Source organism: Bacillus luti, assembly GCF_009739945.1.
Lineage (GTDB): Bacteria > Bacillota > Bacilli > Bacillales > Bacillaceae_G > Bacillus_A > Bacillus_A luti.
Window position 1 is genome coordinate 1,931,689 of the sequence record NZ_CP040336.1, and the last position, 21,179, is coordinate 1,952,867.

The 21,179-nt window shown below is 34.9% G+C and carries 26 protein-coding genes; 22 read left to right on the plus strand and 4 right to left on the minus strand.

Translation table 11 applies throughout. The features are described 5' to 3' along the window. Positions 1 to 44: 44 nt before the first annotated feature. Positions 45 to 326 (plus strand): MazG nucleotide pyrophosphohydrolase domain-containing protein, encoded by a 282-nt coding sequence (locus tag EUC40_RS09895; RefSeq protein ID WP_156574749.1) that lies wholly within the window; start codon positions 45 to 47, stop codon positions 324 to 326. A gap of 34 nt (positions 327 to 360) precedes the next feature. Then, on the plus strand, positions 361 to 1,098 hold the full coding sequence (locus EUC40_RS09900; protein ID WP_156574751.1) for a glycoside hydrolase family 25 protein: 738 nt from the start codon (positions 361 to 363) through the stop codon (positions 1,096 to 1,098). Between the two features lie 616 nt (positions 1,099 to 1,714). Here EUC40_RS09900 and EUC40_RS09905 read toward each other — a convergent pair. Then, on the minus strand, positions 1,715 to 2,740 hold the full coding sequence (locus EUC40_RS09905; RefSeq protein WP_156574754.1) for an MFS transporter: 1,026 nt from the start codon (positions 2,738 to 2,740) through the stop codon (positions 1,715 to 1,717). 272 nt (positions 2,741 to 3,012) lie between these two features. Here EUC40_RS09905 and hcp point away from each other — a divergent pair, with 272 nt between their 5' ends. From hcp to EUC40_RS09935, 6 genes are all read left to right on the plus strand, one after another. Then, positions 3,013 to 4,299 carry a hydroxylamine reductase gene (hcp, locus tag EUC40_RS09910; RefSeq protein ID WP_156574756.1) on the plus strand — a complete coding sequence of 429 codons (1,287 nt, stop codon included), beginning with the start codon at positions 3,013 to 3,015 and terminating at the stop codon, positions 4,297 to 4,299. A 464-nt stretch (positions 4,300 to 4,763) separates the two neighbouring features. Further along, positions 4,764 to 5,084 carry a PadR family transcriptional regulator gene (locus tag EUC40_RS09915; RefSeq protein WP_156574758.1) on the plus strand — a complete coding sequence of 107 codons (321 nt, stop codon included), beginning with the start codon at positions 4,764 to 4,766 and terminating at the stop codon, positions 5,082 to 5,084. Positions 5,085 to 5,159: 75 nt separating this feature from the next. After that, positions 5,160 to 5,501, plus strand: coding sequence for a DUF1048 domain-containing protein (locus EUC40_RS09920; protein WP_071711497.1), 342 nt, complete (start codon positions 5,160 to 5,162; stop codon positions 5,499 to 5,501). A gap of 154 nt (positions 5,502 to 5,655) precedes the next feature. Then, complete coding sequence (locus tag EUC40_RS09925; protein WP_156574760.1) at positions 5,656 to 6,417, plus strand: ABC transporter ATP-binding protein; 762 nt, start codon at positions 5,656 to 5,658, stop codon at positions 6,415 to 6,417. Further along, positions 6,418 to 7,167, plus strand: a complete 750-nt coding sequence (locus EUC40_RS09930; RefSeq protein ID WP_156574762.1) for an ABC transporter permease — start codon at positions 6,418 to 6,420, stop codon at positions 7,165 to 7,167. A 173-nt stretch (positions 7,168 to 7,340) separates the two neighbouring features. Next, positions 7,341 to 7,787, plus strand: a complete 447-nt coding sequence (locus tag EUC40_RS09935) for an NUDIX hydrolase (RefSeq protein ID WP_071711500.1) — start codon at positions 7,341 to 7,343, stop codon at positions 7,785 to 7,787. Positions 7,788 to 7,975: 188 nt separating this feature from the next. Here EUC40_RS09935 and EUC40_RS09940 read toward each other — a convergent pair whose 3' ends face one another. After that, entirely contained in the window at positions 7,976 to 8,938 is a 963-nt protein-coding gene (locus EUC40_RS09940; protein ID WP_156574764.1) for a helix-turn-helix transcriptional regulator, read from the minus strand. A 111-nt stretch (positions 8,939 to 9,049) separates the two neighbouring features. Between EUC40_RS09940 and EUC40_RS09945 the strand changes: the two genes are divergently transcribed. From EUC40_RS09945 to EUC40_RS09980, 8 genes are all read left to right on the plus strand, one after another. Beyond that, positions 9,050 to 9,529 (plus strand): GyrI-like domain-containing protein, encoded by a 480-nt coding sequence (locus tag EUC40_RS09945; RefSeq protein ID WP_071711502.1) that lies wholly within the window; start codon positions 9,050 to 9,052, stop codon positions 9,527 to 9,529. Positions 9,530 to 9,669: 140 nt separating this feature from the next. Then, positions 9,670 to 9,927, plus strand: coding sequence for a DUF3963 domain-containing protein (locus EUC40_RS09950; protein ID WP_156574766.1), 258 nt, complete (start codon positions 9,670 to 9,672; stop codon positions 9,925 to 9,927). 138 nt (positions 9,928 to 10,065) lie between these two features. Then, positions 10,066 to 10,698, plus strand: a complete 633-nt coding sequence (locus EUC40_RS09955; RefSeq protein ID WP_156574768.1) for a LysE family translocator — start codon at positions 10,066 to 10,068, stop codon at positions 10,696 to 10,698. 182 nt (positions 10,699 to 10,880) lie between these two features. Continuing rightward, positions 10,881 to 11,480: a TetR/AcrR family transcriptional regulator gene (locus EUC40_RS09960; protein ID WP_156574770.1), complete on the plus strand. Its 600-nt coding sequence runs from the start codon at positions 10,881 to 10,883 to the stop codon at positions 11,478 to 11,480. 4 nt (positions 11,481 to 11,484) lie between these two features. Beyond that, positions 11,485 to 12,030: a hypothetical protein gene (locus EUC40_RS09965; RefSeq protein WP_156574772.1), complete on the plus strand. Its 546-nt coding sequence runs from the start codon at positions 11,485 to 11,487 to the stop codon at positions 12,028 to 12,030. A 408-nt stretch (positions 12,031 to 12,438) separates the two neighbouring features. Continuing rightward, positions 12,439 to 13,161, plus strand: a complete 723-nt coding sequence (sigI, locus tag EUC40_RS09970; RefSeq protein ID WP_156574774.1) for an RNA polymerase sigma factor SigI — start codon at positions 12,439 to 12,441, stop codon at positions 13,159 to 13,161. Continuing rightward, positions 13,154 to 14,503 (plus strand): anti-sigma-I factor RsgI family protein, encoded by a 1,350-nt coding sequence (locus EUC40_RS09975; RefSeq protein ID WP_280115272.1) that lies wholly within the window; start codon positions 13,154 to 13,156, stop codon positions 14,501 to 14,503. The genes sigI and EUC40_RS09975 overlap by 8 nt, the downstream gene beginning before the upstream one ends. Positions 14,504 to 14,682: 179 nt before the next feature. After that, a complete protein-coding gene (locus EUC40_RS09980) occupies positions 14,683 to 14,949 on the plus strand; it encodes an ArsR/SmtB family transcription factor (RefSeq protein WP_156574779.1) in 267 nt (88 codons plus the stop codon). Between the two features lie 257 nt (positions 14,950 to 15,206). On the opposite strand, the gene EUC40_RS09985 is transcribed toward EUC40_RS09980, so the two are convergent. Beyond that, positions 15,207 to 15,530, minus strand: coding sequence for a winged helix-turn-helix transcriptional regulator (locus EUC40_RS09985; RefSeq protein ID WP_156574781.1), 324 nt, complete (start codon positions 15,528 to 15,530; stop codon positions 15,207 to 15,209). Between the two features lie 124 nt (positions 15,531 to 15,654). Here EUC40_RS09985 and EUC40_RS09990 point away from each other — a divergent pair, with 124 nt between their 5' ends. From EUC40_RS09990 to EUC40_RS10015, 6 genes are all read left to right on the plus strand, one after another. Then, positions 15,655 to 16,188, plus strand: a complete 534-nt coding sequence (locus EUC40_RS09990) for an NAD(P)H-dependent oxidoreductase (RefSeq protein WP_071711676.1) — start codon at positions 15,655 to 15,657, stop codon at positions 16,186 to 16,188. A gap of 133 nt (positions 16,189 to 16,321) precedes the next feature. After that, positions 16,322 to 17,824, plus strand: coding sequence for a class I adenylate-forming enzyme family protein (locus EUC40_RS09995; protein ID WP_156574783.1), 1,503 nt, complete (start codon positions 16,322 to 16,324; stop codon positions 17,822 to 17,824). 163 nt (positions 17,825 to 17,987) lie between these two features. Continuing rightward, a complete protein-coding gene (locus EUC40_RS10000) occupies positions 17,988 to 18,536 on the plus strand; it encodes a GNAT family N-acetyltransferase (RefSeq protein WP_156574785.1) in 549 nt (182 codons plus the stop codon). Positions 18,537 to 18,871: 335 nt separating this feature from the next. Continuing rightward, positions 18,872 to 19,435, plus strand: coding sequence for a GNAT family N-acetyltransferase (locus EUC40_RS10005; protein WP_156574787.1), 564 nt, complete (start codon positions 18,872 to 18,874; stop codon positions 19,433 to 19,435). After that, the gene (locus EUC40_RS10010; protein ID WP_156574790.1) at positions 19,432 to 20,136 is read left to right on the plus strand and encodes an SDR family NAD(P)-dependent oxidoreductase; all 705 of its coding nucleotides are present in this window, start codon (positions 19,432 to 19,434) and stop codon (positions 20,134 to 20,136) included. The genes EUC40_RS10005 and EUC40_RS10010 overlap by 4 nt, the downstream gene beginning before the upstream one ends. After that, a complete protein-coding gene (locus tag EUC40_RS10015) occupies positions 20,133 to 20,909 on the plus strand; it encodes a GNAT family N-acetyltransferase (RefSeq protein WP_156576926.1) in 777 nt (258 codons plus the stop codon). The genes EUC40_RS10010 and EUC40_RS10015 overlap by 4 nt, the downstream gene beginning before the upstream one ends. 31 nt (positions 20,910 to 20,940) lie before the next feature. On the opposite strand, the gene EUC40_RS10020 is transcribed toward EUC40_RS10015, so the two are convergent. Continuing rightward, a complete protein-coding gene (locus tag EUC40_RS10020) occupies positions 20,941 to 21,150 on the minus strand; it encodes a hypothetical protein (RefSeq protein ID WP_000801651.1) in 210 nt (69 codons plus the stop codon). Positions 21,151 to 21,179: the final 29 nt, after the last annotated feature.

Sequence of the window (21,179 nt, forward strand, 5' to 3'; positions counted from 1 at the left end):
GTGTAATAGAAAAACAGAGTATTTGTGATGAAGGGAGATTACATATGAACATTGCGGAATTCCAGAGGTACGTATTACATTTCAGTAAAGAAAAAGGGTTTCAAGATACAACAATTGAAGAACGTACGATGTATGCAATGGCAGAATTAGGTGAGTTGGCAGAGGTAATATTAAAGCGTGATAAAATACAAGATTCAAAACGAGAAATTGGTTTAGAAATGTTTGATGTAATTTGGAATATATGTGATTTAGCCAATAAGTTAGAAATTGATTTAGAGAAGGCGTTTAAAGAAAAAATGATGATTAATAAAGAGCGTGAATGGTAAGTTGAGTTTTAATTTGTAAAGAAGAGGGATATGAATGAAAAAGAAGCTTATTATTAGAGGAGCTCTTATCTTAATTAGTGTTATGGGTGTTTTAGCTTACTTAGTTTTTCAAGGAATATTTATTCCAAATCAATTAAGTGCGGATAAGTATGAAATAAAAGGGATAGATGTCGCATCTTATCAAGGGGAGATAGATTGGGGAGAGTTTGAAAAGCAAAATATGAAGTTTGCGTTTATAAAGGCTACTGAAGGGAGTGCGTTTGTGGATGAGTACTTTACGAAAAATTGGACGAGTGCGAATAAGACAGGTATGCGCACTGGAGCGTATCATTTTTTTAGTTTTGATAGTAAGGGTGAAACGCAAGCAGAGCAATATATACGAACTGTTCCAAAGAATGAACGAGCGTTGCCTCCTGTAATAGATGTTGAGTTTTACGCTAATAAAAAAGACGATCCTCCAAAGCGTGAAAATGTTACGAAAGAGTTGTCAATAATGGTGAAAATACTAGAAAAACATTATGACAAGAAAGTAATATTGTATGCAACTCAAGAGGCGTACGATTTGTACATAAAGGATGTATATCCTCAATGTGATATTTGGATTCGTAGTGTACTTACGAAACCGAGTATATCCGATAAAAGAAATTGGACGTTTTGGCAATACACAAACCGTGGAAAATTAAGAGGCTATAATGGAAAAGAAAAGTATATTGATTTGAATGTATTTTATGGGAATGCGAAAGAGTTTGAGAATTATGGAATGAAAGATTAACAAAAATATGTAAGAAAAGACGGAACAAGCTTTGGAAATGAATTGTCTATTATAGATAATAACTATGTGTTGAAGTAAGAAACAAAAAATAAAATAATGCCGAAGCTTATTGGTGATTTAAGAAATTTTTGGAATACAAAAAAGATGGAGAAAATAATTTCCCCATCTCTTTCTTCTAACTATATTTAAATGCTGAAGCTCTCGATTACGCCAGCATACGTTACTGAGATTTTAATTCTAAGTATACAAATACTAGTACCGTCATAATTCCTATAATAACGTAAGTAACATCAAGCATTATAAGTGTTTTTAAAGTTTCAGTCATTCTAATTCACCCCTGTTATAAAAATATAACATGATCTGTTTATCGATTAGATAAGAGATCATAAAGATAAAATGTATATGGAATTTCTTAAGTATAAATATATCATATAAATAATGTAAATAATGTTAAGATAGTGTAAATGTATTGTAAATAAAGAGGTTTCTCATAATGCCTTTTTAACAGGGGATCGAGCGGCTCTGTTACTCTTCCTCTACTAGTATTGCGAAAACTTATGTATGATAATTTATTAAGCGTGTATGAACCAGTTATCGTGATTGATTTTCTTCTTTTTTATAAATCAATCACGATAGTAGCTGTTACTACATTTTCTTCTAATACATCTACCTGTACTTGTTCATCGTGTCTCCAATTGATATTGAAGTTGTCTGTCGTATACATTTCCTTAAGAGTGACCTCTTTATATTTTTCTAAAATGCTACCTCTTTTCCCATAATAGATTCTTACAGTTGAGCTGGGACTTGGCCCTTTTGATTTTATTGTTTCTCTAAGCTCGATAATATTTATGAGATTGGGAGATTCACTTTTTTGAAAGGTAAAGGAACTGACCACTTTTTGTACCTTCTTAAAAACAGGACCATTGGATTTATTTGATATGTTAAATTCCACAACTTCAGGTACGGATTCTTTTTCTCGTAGCGTTATTGTTGCCTCATAATCATTTTTCCAATCTATGGAGACATCTGAGGAGTCGAGACGTTCCCCGTCATTTGCAATACTTGTGTCAAAATGTTCCCATAAGCCGTATTTAATTCTGACGGGAGTGGGATCAAGAGAAGAGTCTGAATCTAGTTTCACTACTTTAATCGTATTTTTATTATTTGGAGAATGACTTTTTTTAAGTGTAATGTCGTATAAATACAAAATGTAAGACAAACAGCCTACTACTAAAATAATTGGAATTACGATACGTAAGGCAGTAATGTGACGTCTCCGTGTGGCTTTTTTCTTAGTGCTTTTACTATTTTGTTCAAGTTCTTTTTCAATACTCGTTTGAACCGTTACTTTTGGCGGGCGAATAAGCCACCAAATGAAAGCTATTAGTAGTAAGCAAAGAGGTATTCCTTGAATAAAGAAAAAACCTTTCCAAAAATCTAGTCTAGTACTATATGGAGAATCTGTTGCCATCACTCCTATAAAAAGTGCCACTGGACTTGCAAGTATATTTACCCCTAAACCAATCAATACGAATGAAAGATTTTTATTCCTAATTTTTCGTGACCCAGCCATAATAAACAGAAATACTGCAATACCAAGTATAAGAAACAGTATTCCGTAATAAAACATCATATATACCATGCTATCCCTCCATAACTTTAATTGTACCATTAGTAAGGAAAAATTTGTGAAATGTTAGATGGATATGATATTTGTATTCCTTAAAAGTGATCCGATACATTATGCGAATAAATGATCACCAAGTATTAATATAAGAAGACAGTAAAAATATTATGTCAACAATGTGAACTGTCACAAATTTATACATATTATTGTGATTGATGTCACATCCTTTTTCCTCAATGGGCATTATGCTTAGGTTGTAAGGAATGATTGGGAGAGGGTGGGATGATATGTTTTGTTATCAATGTGAACAAACGCCAACAGGCGGATGTAAAGTAATAGGTGTTTGTGGTAAAAATGAAACAATTGCAAGTTTGCAAGATACAATTGTGTTTGGATTAAAAGGAATCGCTGCTTATCGTACACATGCTGCTCAGCTAGGGTATACAGATGCATTTGTAGATGCTACGACGCAAGAAGCGTTGTATATGACATTAACAAATTCTAATTTTAATGAACAAGAACATATTGATATGGCTATGAAAGTTGGCAAAGCAGCTTTACGAGTAATGGAGTTGTTAGATGAGGCACATACGAATCACTTTGGTGTTCCAGAGCCTGTTCAAATTACACAAAACCATGTAGAAGGTAAAGCAATTGTAGTTACTGGTCATAATTTATTTGCATTAGAAGAATTGTTAAAGCAAACAGAAGGAAAAGAAATTAATATTTATACTCATTCTGAAATGTTACCAGCACACGGTTATCCGCAGCTGAAAAAATATAAGCATTTAAAAGGAAACATCGGTAAGGCATGGTATGATCAACGACGTCTTTTTGAAAAATTTACAGGTGCCATATTAGCGACAACGAATTGTGTTATGCCAATTAAAGGATCATACTCTGATCGATTCTTTTCATATGATATTGCAGGCTTAGAGGGTGTACAAAAAATTAAAAATGATGATTTTGCACCATTGATTCAAAAAGCGCTAGAACTTCCAGAAGTACATATGGAGTCGGATGAACAGTTAGTAACAGGGTTTCATCATAATACAGTATTATCATTAGCTCCTGAAATTATTGAGGCAGTAAAAGAAGGAAAGATTAAGCGTTTCTTTGTTATCGCAGGTTGTGATGCTCCCGGAAAAGGCGGAGAATATTATCGTGAATTAGCAACGTCACTTCCGCCAGAAACAGTTATTTTAACAACTTCTTGCGGGAAATTCCGCTTTAACGATGTGGATTACGGTATGGTACCTGGTACGGAGATTCCGCGTTACATTGACTTAGGCCAATGCAATAATTCAATTTCTACAGTGAAAATAGCGGCCGCTCTAGCTGATGCTTTCCAATGTGAAGTGAACGAATTGCCAGTAAGCATTGTCCTATCATGGTTTGAACAAAAAGCGGTTGCTATTTTACTGGGGCTATTTAGTCTTGGTATTCAAGACATACGCATCGGTCCAAAGGCGCCTGAATTTATTTCATCTGGTGTGCTTGATGTATTACAAGAAACATTTGGTTTAAAACTAATTACAACTGCAGCAGAAGATATGGATATGATGTTATCGTAACAAAAATATAATCTGACTTATTAATTTCGGTATAGTATAGCGCTCCAAAACAAAAATGTAGAATATTTGTTTTGGAGTATTTTCTTTTCTTAGCGGGGTAGGGATGTGGAGAAATTTCTTCAGAAAGAAAATTGGCTGTATCTAATAGGTAATAGTTGATTTTAGAAAAATATAAAAATCAAGTTGACATTTACAACTACTCAGTCATACAATGTACTTGTAATAGGTAATACTGAGTAGTGTTGTTTCTCAAAAAATTTTCAATAAACAATAGGTAATAGTTGATTTTAGAAAAATTTTGAAAATCAGTTGACATCTACCGCTACTTAGTCATACAATGTAGTTGTAATAAGTAATACTGAATAGTGCGGTTTCTCAAAATCTATTCGGTAAAAAATTCGCCTTAGTACTCTGTAATACTGAATATAAGTCAGACAGAATAGGGGGTAAAGGAGGATCAGAACATGGAAAATTTAACTGAAATGCTGAAAGGTTCACTGGAAGGGTGTGTGCTGGAAATCATTAGCCGCCGTGAAACGTATGGCTATGAGATTACACGTCACCTGAATGATCTTGGGTTTACCGAAGTAGTAGAAGGAACGGTTTATACCATCCTCGTACGATTAGAAAAGAAAAAGCTTGTGAATATTGAAAAGAAACCATCAGATATGGGACCGCCTCGTAAGTTTTATTCATTAAATGAGGATGGCCGTCTGGAGCTTGAATTGTTTTGGAAAAAATGGGATTTTGTATCTTCAAAAATTAACGTCTTGAAGTCAAACTAGCCTCATAATATAAAATGTTCCGTCTCATATTTGGAGAGTTTCTTGTTCTGCTTTATAAAAAAGGAGGAAAATAAGATGTTGGAAATGTTCAAAAAATTAATTGGTGATAAAAAAGAGTACAAAATGATGATGGCACGAGTTGAGGCTCTGCCAGAAGACTACCAGTTTGTGTTTAAGAAAATTCAAAACTACATGTGGAATTTTTCAGCAGGTAACGGGATGGATATGCTGCACATACAGTATGAATTGATCGATTTGTTTGAAAATGGTGCAGCAGAAGGCAGACAAGTGCTAGACATTACTGGGGAGGATGTAGCATCGTTTGCTGATGAACTAGTGGCAAACGCTAAAACATATGTCTCTAAGTATCGTGAAGATTTAAATGAAAGTATCATGAAGAAATTGAGAAAAAAATAAATACAATAAGTAATACCGACTGATTAGCTGGTTATAAATGTGAACTGTTGCCATCGCTATTCAGTTATATTTTCAACCACTACTAAGTAATACAGAATATCAGTGATACTAAATAGAGGGTGTAGGTAATTTAATTTTATAAGGGGGAACAAGTATGAGTAATACAGCGATTTCTGTAAAAGAGTTAAAAAAATCTTTTAAAGATAAAGAAGTGTTAAAGGGAGTGGATTTTGAGGTGCAGCGTGGTGAAATTTTCGCGCTGCTAGGCTCAAATGGAGCTGGCAAGACGACGACGGTCAATATCCTTTCGACGCTGATGAAGCAAGATGGTGGTGAAGTAAGTATTTGTGGTTTTGATGTTCAGCGTCAACCGGATCATGTTCGGCAAAGTATTAGTTTGACAGGGCAGTTCGCAGCTTTAGACGGTATGCTTACTGGGAGAGAAAACTTGATAATGATTGCCAAGTTGCGCGGGATTTCCAATCCAGCTCAAGTCGCTGACCATTTGCTTGCAAGATTCAGCCTGACTGATGCAGCAAACCAAAGGGCAGACCAGTATTCGGGAGGGATGAAACGCCGACTTGATATTGCTATGAGTTTGATTGGGACGCCAGCAGTTATTTTTCTCGACGAACCAACGACAGGGCTTGATCCTGAAGCGCGGATCGAAGTATGGGATACGGTTAAGGAACTCGCCGGCGGAGGCACAACAATCTTGCTAACGACTCAATACTTAGAGGAAGCAGAACAACTGGCGGATCGTATTGCTATATTGCATGGCGGAAAAATCATTACGACTGGTACTCTTACCGAGCTGAAAGAGATGTTCCCACCAGCAAAAGTGGAGTATATCGAGAAACAGCCAACATTGGAAGAAATATTCCTTGCAATCATCGGCAAAAAGGAGGAGATGTAAATGAAAAGCAAAACAGGAGTATTACTAGGTCGTTTAATGCGCAACATTATGCGCAGTCCGGATACGATTATTACGGTAGCGATTACGCCGATTATGATGATGCTGTTGTTTGTTTACGTATTTGGCGGCGCTATACAGACAGGAACGGATAACTACGTTAATTATTTATTGCCAGGAATCTTACTGATGGCTATCGCATCCGGTGTAGCTTACACTTCTGTCCGATTATTTACGGATATAAAGAGCGGACTTATGGCACGTTTTATTACGATGCCTATCAAACGCTCGTCAGTATTGTGGGCTCACGTACTAACCTCACTTGTTGCTAATGTGCTTACTATCGTGGTTGTTATCCTTGTTGCACTCTTAATGGGATTCCGTTCCAGCGCCAATATTCTAGATTGGCTCGCGGTAGTTGGGATACTTGGGATGTTTACGCTGGCGCTGACATGGCTAGCTATCATTCCAGGGCTGACAGCAAAGTCTATGGAAGGGGCGACAGCATACTCGTACCCACTCGTTTTTCTTCCGTTTATTAGTTCGGCCTTCGTACCTACCGAAACGATGCCAAAAATTGTTCGTGCGTTTGCTGAGAATCAGCCTGTAACTTCAATCGTGAATGCGATTCGTGCTCTATTATATGAAGGAACTGTTGGTAACGATATTTGGATTGCACTCGCTTGGTGCGTAGGCATAATGATTATTTCTTACTTCTTCGCTAGTAAAGCATTTAAACGTCAGTTAGGGTAAGTATCGAGGTAACTGGATTTATCGGAATAATATATATAAAAAGAAAAGCACGGAAGATTTTCCGTGCTTTTCTTTTTATATGGTCCATTTAATTCAGCGAGAAGGAAATTTTTTAGACAAAGAGAAATACTAGTTGATTGGCAATTGGGTAAGTTAAGGAGAGTATATTTATAATGAATACTACAAAAACCACAGGGTGCTTTACTATTGTTGATAATAATGAAGGAAAAATATTACTAGTTAAACGAAATGATTATCCTATCTGGGATTTGCCTGGGGGAAAACTAGAAGAAAATGAACAGTTAGAGAAGTGTGCTATAAGAGAAACTAAAGAAGAAACAGGCTATATAATTGTTATTGAGCGTAAAATAGGAGAATATCACCAACCTCAATACGATGATATGCAACATTTATTTTCAGGGAGATTACTAGGAGGAGAGCCAATAAATAATGGACCTGAAACTGCAAAAATTGGGTGGTTTAATCCTAGTAGATTACCTTTGTTAATGGTTCCAAATAGGCGAAAACAGATCAGTAATTTTATGAAACACAAAAATTCATTAATAAAGGAGACATTAAAGACACCACTTATAGTAAGGTTATTGAAAAAAATTATATGAGGTGGTTATTGGATTAACCGTTGTTTTAGTGGAGCAATTCGATGAAAGAAGAGCATATTTTGATTAATCTTTTTTCAAAATATGCTCTTTCTATTTGTCTTTTACCAGTATTATACTCATTGTATTTGAAAATATGGGCAACTGGTAACGAATTAAACTCAATATTTTGAGGTTTAACTGATCAATGCTTATGGGGAATATAAAGATAACCGTGCTTGTAAATCGGTTAATACTTCTTCAGGCATTTCCCTTATTGTAATATCTTTCCCTAGAAAAAGTAGCCAATTTGTTATTTCCGTCACTTCATCGGAATTGTTAACATCGATAAATGTTTTTAAAATGGCTGTAGATTGGTAAGGATTTGTATAAGATATTGAAAATTTGAAAGGGTGGTATTTTTTGAACTGGGCAATTGCTGTCGGACCAAGTTCAAGTACCAAATTGATAATTTCGTCTTTCTTACTTAGTTTTTCTGAAATCTTTTTCTTGTTTAGCCTTTTTTTCGTCGTGTACGGTTCGATATTGATGAGGTCATCTACGGGAAACATCATCTTCTTTTCTTCATTTAGGTCAAATCCTTCAATAATCCATTGACTTCTTTCTTGATAAAGATGTAATAGAAAAATTGGATAAGACTCGATTTTCTCTTCTTCTTTGACAGTAATCAATAAATGTCTATCCAAAAGAAGGATTTGGATGAGTTTTTCTAACATAGGATGGGGGAGGTCAGAAAGCTCAAGTAGGTCAGGATTATGTGGGTTAGTCCCTTCAAAAAGCAAGAGTTGATTTAAAAGAACAAGGTCATCTTGCTGGGTTTCTGAAATGAGTCCTAGTAGTTTTTCGGCTAAAGATTGACGACTCTTTAGATAGGGAAGTTGTTGATTTCTTGTAGCCATAAAGGCAATAAAAAGAGCTTTCACTTCATTATCAGTAAAGCGAACAACGGGTAAGATAGAGTTATGCATAACAGAATATCCCCCAGCTCTTCCGACTTCGGCTACAAGTGGCATCCCCATAGCTTCAATTTCTCTAATGTCTCTAACAGCTGTCGAACGTGAGATGTTAAATTCTCGTATGATTTCAGAAATTGTAAAATGGAAGCGGTTGTTGATATATCGCATGATGGTATTAATCCGTTCAACTTTTTTCATTTGAGTCTCCTAAACAGTATCATTTTTTGACATGATTTAAAGATATTATAAACTCATCAGATGAAAAGATAAATCGTTTGATTAATTTAAAACAAGAGGAAGGTTTTGAAAATGAAAAATTACACTATTGAAGAAAAAGATAGCTTTATCGTGTTAGGTATTGGGACTGAAATTAAGAGCGAATACACAGACTTTGCGGGAATAAATAAAGAAAAGGAAGACTTTTGGTCAGCTGTTAAAGAAGATGGAAGGCTGGACACTTTAAAATCTTTAGCTACAAATGATTACATTTTTTCCGTGAGCGAAGCGGTGAATAACAAGATGATGTATTATGCTGGTGTCATGACAGAAGCACAAATAGAAGAAGAGTCTAGAGTGATTCAGTTTCCAAGGGGAGAATACGTAGTAGTGAAAGGAGAAGACAAAACGGCTGAAGAGTTAAGTAATAAGCTGACTGGCATCGCATTCGGTCAAGCTTTACCAGATGCAAAAGATTTTGCCTATGTTGGTGGGCCGAATACAACGGTTGCGATGGGGCAAAGAAACGGCTTAGTGTTTGGTGAAATGTGGATTCCGGTTGTTAGGAAGTAAAGTAATAAAAGGCATGATTAAAAAAGGCTAACAATCTTAAATTGTTAGCCTTTTTGACATGAATATAATATTCATATGCTACTACACATTATGTTCTGATAAAATGGAATAAAAGGAAATTACTGTAAGGTGGTGGCGGGTTGAATAAAAAAAGGATATTTGAGCTATTCATAGTAGTGTTTGTTTTTCTATTCCTTCATGTAAGCACATTTACAAATGAAAAGTTTAACGATACATTGGGTGCTTTTACTTTCGTTGTTCTATTTATTTTTGTTTATATTTACTCTATATTTCTAGAAAGATATTTTGATGATATACAAAAGTGGGTTCGAAATATCACAATTTGTTTTGCTTTGTTGGTAGTAGCTTTAGTAGCTTTATGGATAGGTTATTTTTAATCCTTACTTAAGAGAGTGCATAATACATTCGATCCGACAATATTACTTAGCTGCATCGGCTTATATTAATCTTTTCTCTCCTCAATCATGATAAAATGTACAATAGGAAATTTTATGTAAGATAAAGGAGGAAGGGTTATGGTCAGCTTTAGTACTTTGTTAGCCTTTGCAATTGTTTCACTTAGCATGGTTTGTTCACCTGGGCCTAATATGATTTATCTCATCTCTCGTTCTATTACGCAAGGGCGTATGGCAGGATTTATTTCTCTCTTGGGCATTATGCTCGGATTTGTAATTTATATAATCGCAACAATGTTCGGACTTACAGTTCTATTCGTTGCAGTACCAGCTGTCTACGAAGCAGTCAAGTGGGCAGGTGCCGCTTACTTACTTTGGCTCGCCTGGAATTCGATAAAACCGGGTGCAACTTCAATTATGGAACCTCGTACAATTTCTAATGAGCCACCACGGAAATTATTTCTAATGGGACTTATGACTAATCTTCTAAATCCAAAGATTGCTATTTTGTATGTGTCACTTTTACCTCAATTTGAAGATCCTGAGAAGGGATCGTTGCTTCTACAAGGTGCAGTTTTGGGCCTTACACAAATCACTGTTAGCTTTCTAGTAAACCTCCTAATTGTATTTACAGCAAGTAAAATTGCGAAATGGTTTGGAACACGCCCAACGTGGCTTCGAGTGCAGCGTTGGCTTATGGCAAGTGTTTTGACGGGTCTTGCTGTACGTTTAGCTTTTGAACGTCGGCAGTAGGAGTATATAAAAAATTTGAAGCCTTTTTTTAATGTTACGGCAGGAATGCCGTCTTTTTTTATTTTACGGGAATTTTGCTTTGTTAGCTTGATAGCACTGTAAAACCTAAAGCGATATGATCATATTGTTTAAGGTACTTTTTTTATAATACGATCATATTATAAAAAGGGAGGAGGATATGAATGCCTAAAATAGTTGATCAAATACAAAGGAAGAATCAAATCGCCACTGCTACTTGGCGTGTAATATTAGAAAAAGGCATTGATAAAGCTTCCATACAGCAAATCGCTGATGAAGCAAGCATTTCGGTCGGGCTTGTTCAGCATCATTTTTCATCTAAAAATGAATTAATTCATTATGCGATGAATTTAGTGTTGAATCGAATGGAAGAACGGGCAAAAACTCGTACAAGTGATTTTAAAGGAACGAAAGAAGAGGCACTTAGAAGATTAATGAAATTTATTATTCCTTTAAATAAAGAAGAAATGTTGGAAGGGAAGGTTTGGATTACATTCCTAGGTATCTCTTTTAGTTCCCCAGAGCTTCTTGAACTTCGGAAGAAAATGGATGACCATACGAGGTATCTTATGGGAATGATCCTAGATTTAATGAAGGAGCTAGGTTATGTCAAACCAGGGTATAATAGAGAGTTGGAATTGGAGATACTGTACGGATTTATCGACGGGTTAGTAATTCATGTCCTTCAAACACCAGAATCATATTCAGAAGAAAAAGTAAATCAGCTTATTGAGTATTACTTAAAAGGAAAAAAGAGGGATTGATCGCATGAATAAAGTTTTCATTATTATTCTTGTAGTCGTTATTATATTAATTATTAGGCAGCTTATCCCAAAGAAAGTAGATAGTTTTGATCTTCTTGGTATACCAATCATGGCTATCATTAGAACTTATATGGGTCTTCCAAATAGATTGGATTTTATAATAACAATTGAATTAATAAGCTTGCTTATATTAGGTGCGATAGTTGGTTATTGGCAAGCTAAGAGAGTGAAAGTTTTTCATCATAATAATCAATTATGTAGTGTTGGAGGCTATTCGTATATTATCGGATGGATTATTATGCTTTTAGGGAGAATTGTCATTTTATTATTATTCAACCTTAATGCTCTCGTATCGACATTTCATGACGGACAGGAACAATTTACGAGTGAAATAATTAAAGTTCTTTCTCATGCTGGAGATTGGTTAATATGGTCTACTATTCTTGCATCTTCCATCATGTATACTGTTACTTTATATAAGGATCACCCGGATATCAAAAAAATTATACGTGCTCGTTTTGAAGAAATAAAACAACGAATAAAATACTAATGAAAACGTTAGTCTTTCTAATAATTTAGCTCGTTTAGAAAGAATAGCGTTTTTATTTTGTAAAAATGTTTTTTGACCCCCATAAAATGATTTGTTCCTTCGAATATTTATATAGTATGGAAAGTAAAGTGCATATTAAAAATTGAAACATAAATAAAAATGCTAGATTAGGTGGGGAATCCGAAAGAAAAGGATGGAATTACCAAAAAAATAAAGAAGAGTTATTCAAAGATTGTAGCTAAAATAGAAAAAGAGTAAGTAAAATAAGCGGAAGAAAATAATAGAGTAGATTAAAAATATAACTAACATCAAGAAGACAAGCCAAAAGAAAAGTACCAAGAAAATGTGGTTAAATGGTCACTTGTTTAGTGACCATTTTGCTGTTGGAAGGAGGCTGAGAGATTACCAGTGTTGAGTTTAGTAATGAAGATCTTAAGAAAACCGAAAATAGAAGATATCGTATGTAACATACAAAATAACGAAGAAGATAAAGAAGCATTTATCTTACAGTATCAGCCGTTTATTAGAAAATCAATCTCATCTGTTTGCCGCCGATATATTACAGAACAGGATGATGAATATAGTATTGGATTGTTTGCGTTTAACGAAGCAATTGAACAGTATTCATATAAAAAGGGAAAATCTTTTCTAGCGTTTGCTGATCTTCTTATAAAAAGAGATGTAATTGACTATATACGCAAGGAGTCTAAGCATAACCGTGTCTTTTTAAAAGAAGATGAGCAAGAGGAAATGTTAGAAATGCAGGTATCGCTTTCAGAGTATATGAAGGAGATGGAAAATAGTAACCGTAAGGAGGAAATCCTTCATTTTCAAAGTGTGCTAGCTGAGTTTAAAATCACATTTTTAGAGCTTGCTAAAGAATCTCCTAAGCATCGAGATACGCGTGAGCATTTAATAGAAATTGTGAAGATTATTATAAAAGACGAGGAAATGATGGAAGAGCTGTTTAGAAAGAAAAAGTTACCGCTGAAACATATTGAACCGCGTGTTAGGGTAAGTCGTAAAACGTTGGAGAGACATAGAAAATACATTATTGCAATGTGTATTATCTTTGCAAATAACTATACATATATTCTTGATTACATAAGAGGGGAGAAGCATGATGAATAAAGGAATTGTGATGGATATAAAAAAGCGTAGCGTAGTTGTTTTAACTCCAAATGGAGAGTTTATTACGTTTAAAAGAAAAGCATACTCTTACATGATTGGAGAGGAAGTCTCTTTTAACGAACAGGAACAAAGAGCATCTCGTTTTTCAATCCCTTCTTTCTTAAAGCCTGCATCATTACTGGGTGCTTGTTTTCTATGTGTATTGCTGTTTTTCCATAACCAACCGGAAGAAAAAGTGTTTGCTTATGTCTCAGTTGATATAAATCCTAGTTTAGAGGTGAGCGTAACAAAGGATCTTCGTGTAATAGATTTGCGAGCTTGTAATGATGATGGGAGGCGTATTTTAAAAGAATTGAAGAGATGGGAAAATAAAAATTTGCAAGACGTAATACGTACTATTATAAAGCAGAGCCAAGAGGACAAGTACTTAACGAATGATAAGCAAGTTATACTTACAGCTGTTGCAAAGGAGAAGTCACTAGAGCCAAAGTTGGAAAAGGCTATGCAAGAATTAAAGAAAGAGTATGAGATGAAACAAGTTACAGTTGTAGATCAAACTAGTACGATGCAAATGCGTGATAATGCCAAGAAAGCAGGAATTGGCATAGGTGTTTACATAAATCAAGAGAATGAGAAGCAAAAATTGCTTACTCCTCCTGCACCGCAGCCTCATCAAGAACAGCAAAAGCCATCTTCTGATGTATCACCGGACGCATCTCCTGTAAAAGAAGAAAGCAACGAGAAGAAAGAGTATATAGAACAAAAGCAATCTAAGGAACAACAACCGAAGCAAATAGAAGGAAATAATGGGAATCAGAAAGAGAATAACGGTAGAGGGCCTCAAGGAAATAATAGGAACCAGCAAGAGAATAACGGTAGAGGGTCTCAAGGAAATAATGGGAATCAGCAAGAGAACAATGGAAGAGGATCGCAAGGAAATAGTGGACATCAGCAAGAGAATAACGGTAGAGGATCGCAAGGAAATAATGGACATCAGCAAGAGAATAACGGTAGAGGATCGCAAGGGAATAATGGGAACCAGCAAGAGAATAACGGTAGAGGATCGCAAGGGAATAATGGACATCAGCAAGAGAACAATGGAAGAGGGTCCCAAGGAAATAATGGACATCAGCAAGGGAACAACGGTAGAGGATCGCAAGGGAATAATGGACATCAGCAAGAGAACAATGGAAGAGGGCCTCAAGGAAATAATGGACATCAGCAAGAGAACAATGGAAGAGGGCCTCAGGGAAATAATGGACATGAGCAAGGGAACAACGGTAGGGGATCGCAAGGGAATAATGGACATCAGCAAAAGAACAATGGAAGAGGGTCTCAGTAAGGAAAGCTTCTACCACATAATATCGAGTGAAAAGAAATCTATAGAATATTGAACTGGGGGATTCCTTTCGTCTGAAGGAGTTTCTAAATATTTTTTAAAACGACGGACACAAAATTGTATATCCTTTCGAATTATATATATGGATATCATTAATGTTTATATAAAAGGGGAGAAAACATATGAAAGAAATGTATGAAGAAATCACTGAAGTATTAAAGGTATTGGCACATCCTGTCCGTTTATCTTTAGTAAAAATAATGGTTGCAAAAGGACCTATTAACGTAACGACAATGTATGAAACATTACAAATGCCTCAAAGCACAATTAGTCAACATCTATCTAAACTAAAAGCTACTAAAGTTGTTACAGGTAATCGAAAAGGATTAGAAATTTATTATGAAGTAACAGATAATCGTACAAAAGCGATATTATTAAGTTTGGGTTAAAGGGTGACTGTTTAGACTTTAAAATTAAGAAGAGGGTACGAAAGCAATTCAGCGACTATAATTTTTTTATTAACATTAGTCGTATGCGTTGTTGTTTTTAATTTGTTTAACACATTTCTTTATTTGGGTCTCGCCGTATCACTATCAAGCTAAAGTTTAAATGGACTATAAAAATGACAGTTTTCTTATTAGAGTTTTTTTGTTAGCTTGATAGTGGTGTGCCGTTCCCGCTAGTATGTAAAGAAGTTGGTAGTTTTTTAGTCATGTAATCTTTTGATTTGATGATCTTTTCCCCATTCAAATAATTCATCCATAATTTGCATTAAAGATTTTCCGTATTCACTTATTGTGTATTCAACCTTTGGTGGTACTTCTTGATATACAGTACGATGGATAATCCCATCAGCTTCAAGTTGCCGAAGTTGTTGTGTAAGAACTTTTTGTGTAATGTTTGGAATTTCTCGTTTGATTTCATTTGTTCGCATTTTTCGATCTGTCAAAATACATAAAATATGAACTTTCCATTTTCCACCGATCACTTCGAGTGTCGTTGCAATTGGGCAATCATCATTTTGATTCATATAACACCTCCACAGGTACTTCAAGGTTCCTAAAGCACTTGAAAGTACGTACTTTTCAATTATATGTAACTCATACATACTCATACGTAAAGGATTGAATAATTTACAAAGGGGATGGAAAATGATGAGAACACTTGTAATTGTAGCACACCCTGAAATTGAAAAATCAAAAATTAATAAAAGATGGATAGAAGAACTTGAGAAATATTCGGATGAAATTACGGTGCATGAATTATATAAAGCGGCACCAAATTGGGAATTTAATATTGAAGAAGAGCAAAAGCTGTTAGTAGAACATGACAGATATATATTTCAATTTCCACTTTACTGGTATAGCTCACCACCATTATTAAAAAAATGGTTTGACGATGTATTAACGTATGGATTTGCGTATGGATCAAAAGGGGATAAAGTGAAGGGGAAAGAATTTGGTGTAGCTATTTCGATAGGTGGACTAGAAAAAGACTATGAAAATAGCGGAATCACAATGGATGAATTAACGAAACCATTTCAAGCTACGTGCTTATATACAGATATGAAATTTATACCTTCATTTTATTTATACGGTGCCGAATATAAATTAAGTGATGAAGAGATTGATAAAAGTGCACCTGAGTATGTGCAATATGTAATGAACAAGAAATATTCTAATATATAAGGAGAAAAAGCCATTTACTTGTGAAGTAAATGGCTTTTTTTATTCATTTTATATTCACTAAGTGTAATCTTTAGTAAATTAATATTTAATCTGGTAAAATAAAAAACCTAACATATATAAAGGGGAGTTTTACTTGAGAACGATGCAAAAATTATTACAAAAAAGAGCAATGCAATCACCAAATTTGGAAGCGCTTGTAGGCGGAGGGAAAAGGTATTCGTTTCAACAGTATAATGAACGAGTAAACCAGCTTGCACACTATTTGTTACATAACGGTGTACAAAGAGGAGATCGTATAGGAATACTATGCAAAAATAATCATCCGTTTCCAAGCATTATGATGGCAAGTTTAAAAATCGGGGTTGTATTTATTCCGCTAAACCATCAGCTTACTACTTATGAATTAGAAACGATAATAAAAGAAGCAAAATTAAAAGTGTTAGTTATTGATGAAGAATTTAGTAAAGTTTTATTAAAGATTGATGCTGTTAAAGAAATTCCTGATGTAATTAAAACGACAGAAGAAGGTTTTGGTTCATTTGAATTAACATTACAAGAACAGCCAAGTACAGAACCGAATGTAGAAGTTCATGAAGATGATGATGCGATTTACTTATTTACTTCGGGAACGACTGGACAGGCAAAAGCATGTGTAATTGGGCATAAAAACTTACATCATTATTTTAATGAAATTGCAGGACAAAGAGAAATTCCAGCGGGTGAACGCTTTTTATCCGTGCATCCATTATTTCATATGAGTGGCGTGCTTTCTATTTTAAATTGTATTTATCATGGCGTTTCGATGATTTTCTTAGCTGATTCGAACCCTACTCTTATTTGGGATAAGATTGAAGAAGAGAAAATTACTACAATGCTTGCATTCCCAGCTGTTTATAGCTATATGCTTGATGAACTAAATAAAAAAGAACGTAACATTTCTACTTTTAAAGTAGCACAAAGCGGTGGAACAAAAGTGCCAGAAACACTTATTCAAAAATATATGGAAAAAGGAATCTATATGGTGCAAGGCTATGGTAGTACAGAAGGTTGGGTTGTAACATCATGGCATCCAATGATGGGAAAAGAAAAGATGTCTTCTGTAGGGAAAGCACTTAAACATGTAGATTTGAAAATTGTTCATCCAGAAACAGGCGATGAACTAACAACAAATGAAGTTGGAGAGATTCATGTAAGAAGTCCATACATGTTTAAAGGGTATTGGAATAATGAAAAGGCGACAAAGAAGGTAGTAAAAGATAATTGGTTTAACATGGGCGATGCTGGCATGATAGATGACGACGGATTTCTGCATATTATGGGAAGATATAAAGACGTTATCATACGCGGTGGTGACAATGTATATCCAGATCAAGTAGAAGATGTTATTCATGAAATACATGGTGTTTTAGAAGTTGCAGTAATTGGAGTTCCGGATGACTTTTGGGGTGAGGTTCCGAATGCGTACATTGTAAAAGATATGCAAACGTCTTTAACGGAAGAAGAAATTATACAGCATTGTAAAGAAAAACTAGCAAGCTATAAAATACCCAAAGTTGTATTTATGAACAAATTACCGAAAAATGCTTTAGGGAAAGTACTGAAAAGGGAATTAAGAGAAAATATACTTGTAAAATAAAAACGATTAAATGATGAGGAATCCAGTTATGTACAAAGCATAACTGGATTTTTTGTTTATGGTTCTGTTAGTAGATATCATAAAGATTTTAAAAATTTTGTGTTTTTGGTGTGATATTGAAAATAAAGGGAGCTAACTAATTTCAGTACAAGGGGGAGAAAAGATGGCTATAAAATTAGAAACTGAGCATTTATGTATAGAGCCTTTTACCAATGATGATGTATGTAGAATTAGAGAATTGGCCAATGACAAGGAATTAGCTAATATTCTTGGGCTTCCGCATCCATATAAATTGGAGTTCGCGCAAGATTGGGTTGATATGCAACCAGAACTTATAAGGAAAGGAATCGAATATCCTTTAGGAATTGTCTCTAAAGAATCAAGAGGAATTGTAGGTACAATTACACTAAGAATTGACAAGGGTAACAATAGAGGTGAGCTTGGTTATTGGATTGGTAAGCAATATTGGGGAAAGGGTTTTGCAACTGAGGCTGTAAACAGGATGATTCATTTTGGTTTTATCGAATTAGGTTTAAATAAAATTTGGGCATCTGTCATTTCTAGAAATCGATCATCGATTAAGGTTTTAGAGAAGTCGGGCTTACGTAAAGAAGGCACATTAAGACAGAATAGGCTTTTATTAAATACATATGAAGATGTTGATTTTTATGGAATATTAAAGACAGAATACAAGGTTTTAAATTACAGATAAGATTGGTAGTATGATGACAAAAGGAAACCCTTCAGAACAGGGTTTCCTTTTTGTATTTCTCAAAAATCAATAGTGTAGTTTAACAGGCCCTTGTTTATCCCACTTTAATGGGCAGTAAGACCCCCACCTCAAAATTCAGCGAAAGCAAAGAAGTTAGGTGGGGGATCAACTGCCCATAAAAGTCCGATTGGTGAAGGCTAATAATCAGTGGGGGATGAAGAAAACCCCCACTGATTAAAGTTTCACTTTATCAAAAACATAATAATTTACTAGATTTTGTATTTTGTGTAAGATAATAAAGAATATTCAAATATTAATTAAGGGAAGAGATGTAAATGAAGCTGCCGCTATTACAAATAGAGACAGAGAGACTTATGATCCGTCCGTTTCAAAAAGATGATTATGAAAGTTGGTTAGATGGATTTAATAAGAGGTTACCATCGCAGTATAAATATGATGATGGTTATCAAGTTATGGCATCATCAACAAAAGAATGGTTCACGGAATGGATAAGAGGCTTTGATGAAGCGGCACATCGAGATGAGATGTATGTATTAGGTATTTTTCGTAAAGAAGATGGAGCTAATATTGGTAAGCTAGAGCTTATAAAAATTTTACGTATGGACTATCAGTGGGCGATGATGGGGTATTCCATACATAATCAATATTGGAAAAATGGATATGGCATGGAAAGTGTGAAAGCTGCGATATCGTTATTTTTTAATAGTTTTCATTTTCATAGAATCGAATTACATATACGTGTTGATAATGAGCCATCCGTTCGTCTTGCGGAAAGAACAGGTTTTTCTTTTGAATGCAAGAGAGAGGCGTTTTCGTTAGAGAATGGTAAGTGGATGGATTTTCTTATTTATTTTAAAAATAAGGAGATGGATATATGAGAGTGTTTATTACAGGTGGAAATCGCGGATTAGGGTTACAGTTAGTAAAAATATTTCATGAAAATGGGCATATCATTTATCCGTTAGTTAGAACTGAGGTTGCGGTAACGCAATTACAGCAAATGTTTAGTTGTAGATGTTTTCCTATATTAGCAGATTTATCGGCTGATGAGAGTACCGCGCAAATTAAGAATCAACTTGCGGAACAGACAGAGTATATTGATTTAGTTATAAATAATGCTGGGATACCCGGAAAGGAAACGGAGGTTTTACATACGAATTCAGAGGAGTTAACGGACTTATTTAATATTCATTGCTTAGGTGTAATTCGAGCTGTAAAAGGTACATATGTAGCTTTAGCTAAATCGGATCATCCGAGAATAATAAATGTGTCCTCTCGATTAGGTTCATTGTATAAGATGGCGAACAAAGAGTTTCCACAAGGTCAGTTTTCATATTCATATAGAATTGCTAAAGCTGCACAAAATATGTTAACACTCTGCTTACAACAAGAATTTGAGGATAAAGGAATTGGTGTAACTGCCATTCACCCTGGAAAATTAAAGACTGAAATTGGTGCTTTTGATGCTGATTTGACTCCGGCTGAAGGTGCTCAAAATATATATGAGTGGGTAATAGAGTCAAATGAGGGAGCTTCAGGAAAGTTTATTGAGCCTGGTGTAGGTGAATTGAAGTGGTGATATACGATCTTGCAATCATTCAGAATCTATTCGGTCCTTCCAAAAAAGTATTAAATGGTTTACCAAATGCAGTAACAATTGAAGAAATAGAAGAAGATGTTTTGTATAACGTACAAACATATAAAGAAAAGATAAGTAGATTGGAAGAGGTTTGTTTGAAATGGGAATTAAAAAGAGCGAGTATTGTATTAAACAAAAGGTTTAGTAGTTATAGCTCAAGTGTGAGAGTGTTACTTCATGCAGGTTTTTCTTTGTATGCCGCAAAGATAGAAGTATGTAGAGAATTGAACAATATAGAGGAGCTTGAAAGACAATATACATATCGATCAATAGCAGAAGAAACGTTATCGGAAAAAGAATTTAAATATATTTGGGAACAATGTATGTCGGGTTCAGCGAATCAAACTTCTATTTTAACTATCGATGAGCATTTTTATTCAGTGCAAACAGAGTTAGGTAAGGGCTGGGAAAAGTCATGTATTGTTTTTTATGATAAAAATGAGCCGATTGGCATGTCCGTACCGCATATAGAACAGGGAACAGAAAATGAAGGACGGTTATTTTATTTTGGGGTAATGCCTTATTGTCGCGGGAAAGGAATTGCCTCCCAGCTGCATCTTCAATCGTTACATATGTTAAAGGAAATGGGGGCTACTTATTACATCGGAGGCACACATACTTCAAATGAAAAGATGCAGAGGATATTTTGGAGAAATAATTGTTCGTTGAAAACGGAAATAGAGCTTTATTATAAAGTTTTAAAAAAAAGTTAGAAAAAGCCTGGCATTTTGCCAAGACTTCTTCTTATCTATTCAACACTTCAATATAAGAAGCATTTCCCGTTGTTCTTAAAGCAGAGCGGAAATTATTGTTTTCTAACGCTTTAGCAACTTGTTGTAATTGCTGTGCATCATCATGATGGATAAGTAAGCTGTCAGCACCGCTTTCTTCTATATGAATGTGTTCGACATTTCCAATTGCATCATGTACAGCTTTTAAAAATTCAGGTTTCATATTGTCCTCCTATATGTATGTAACGTTGT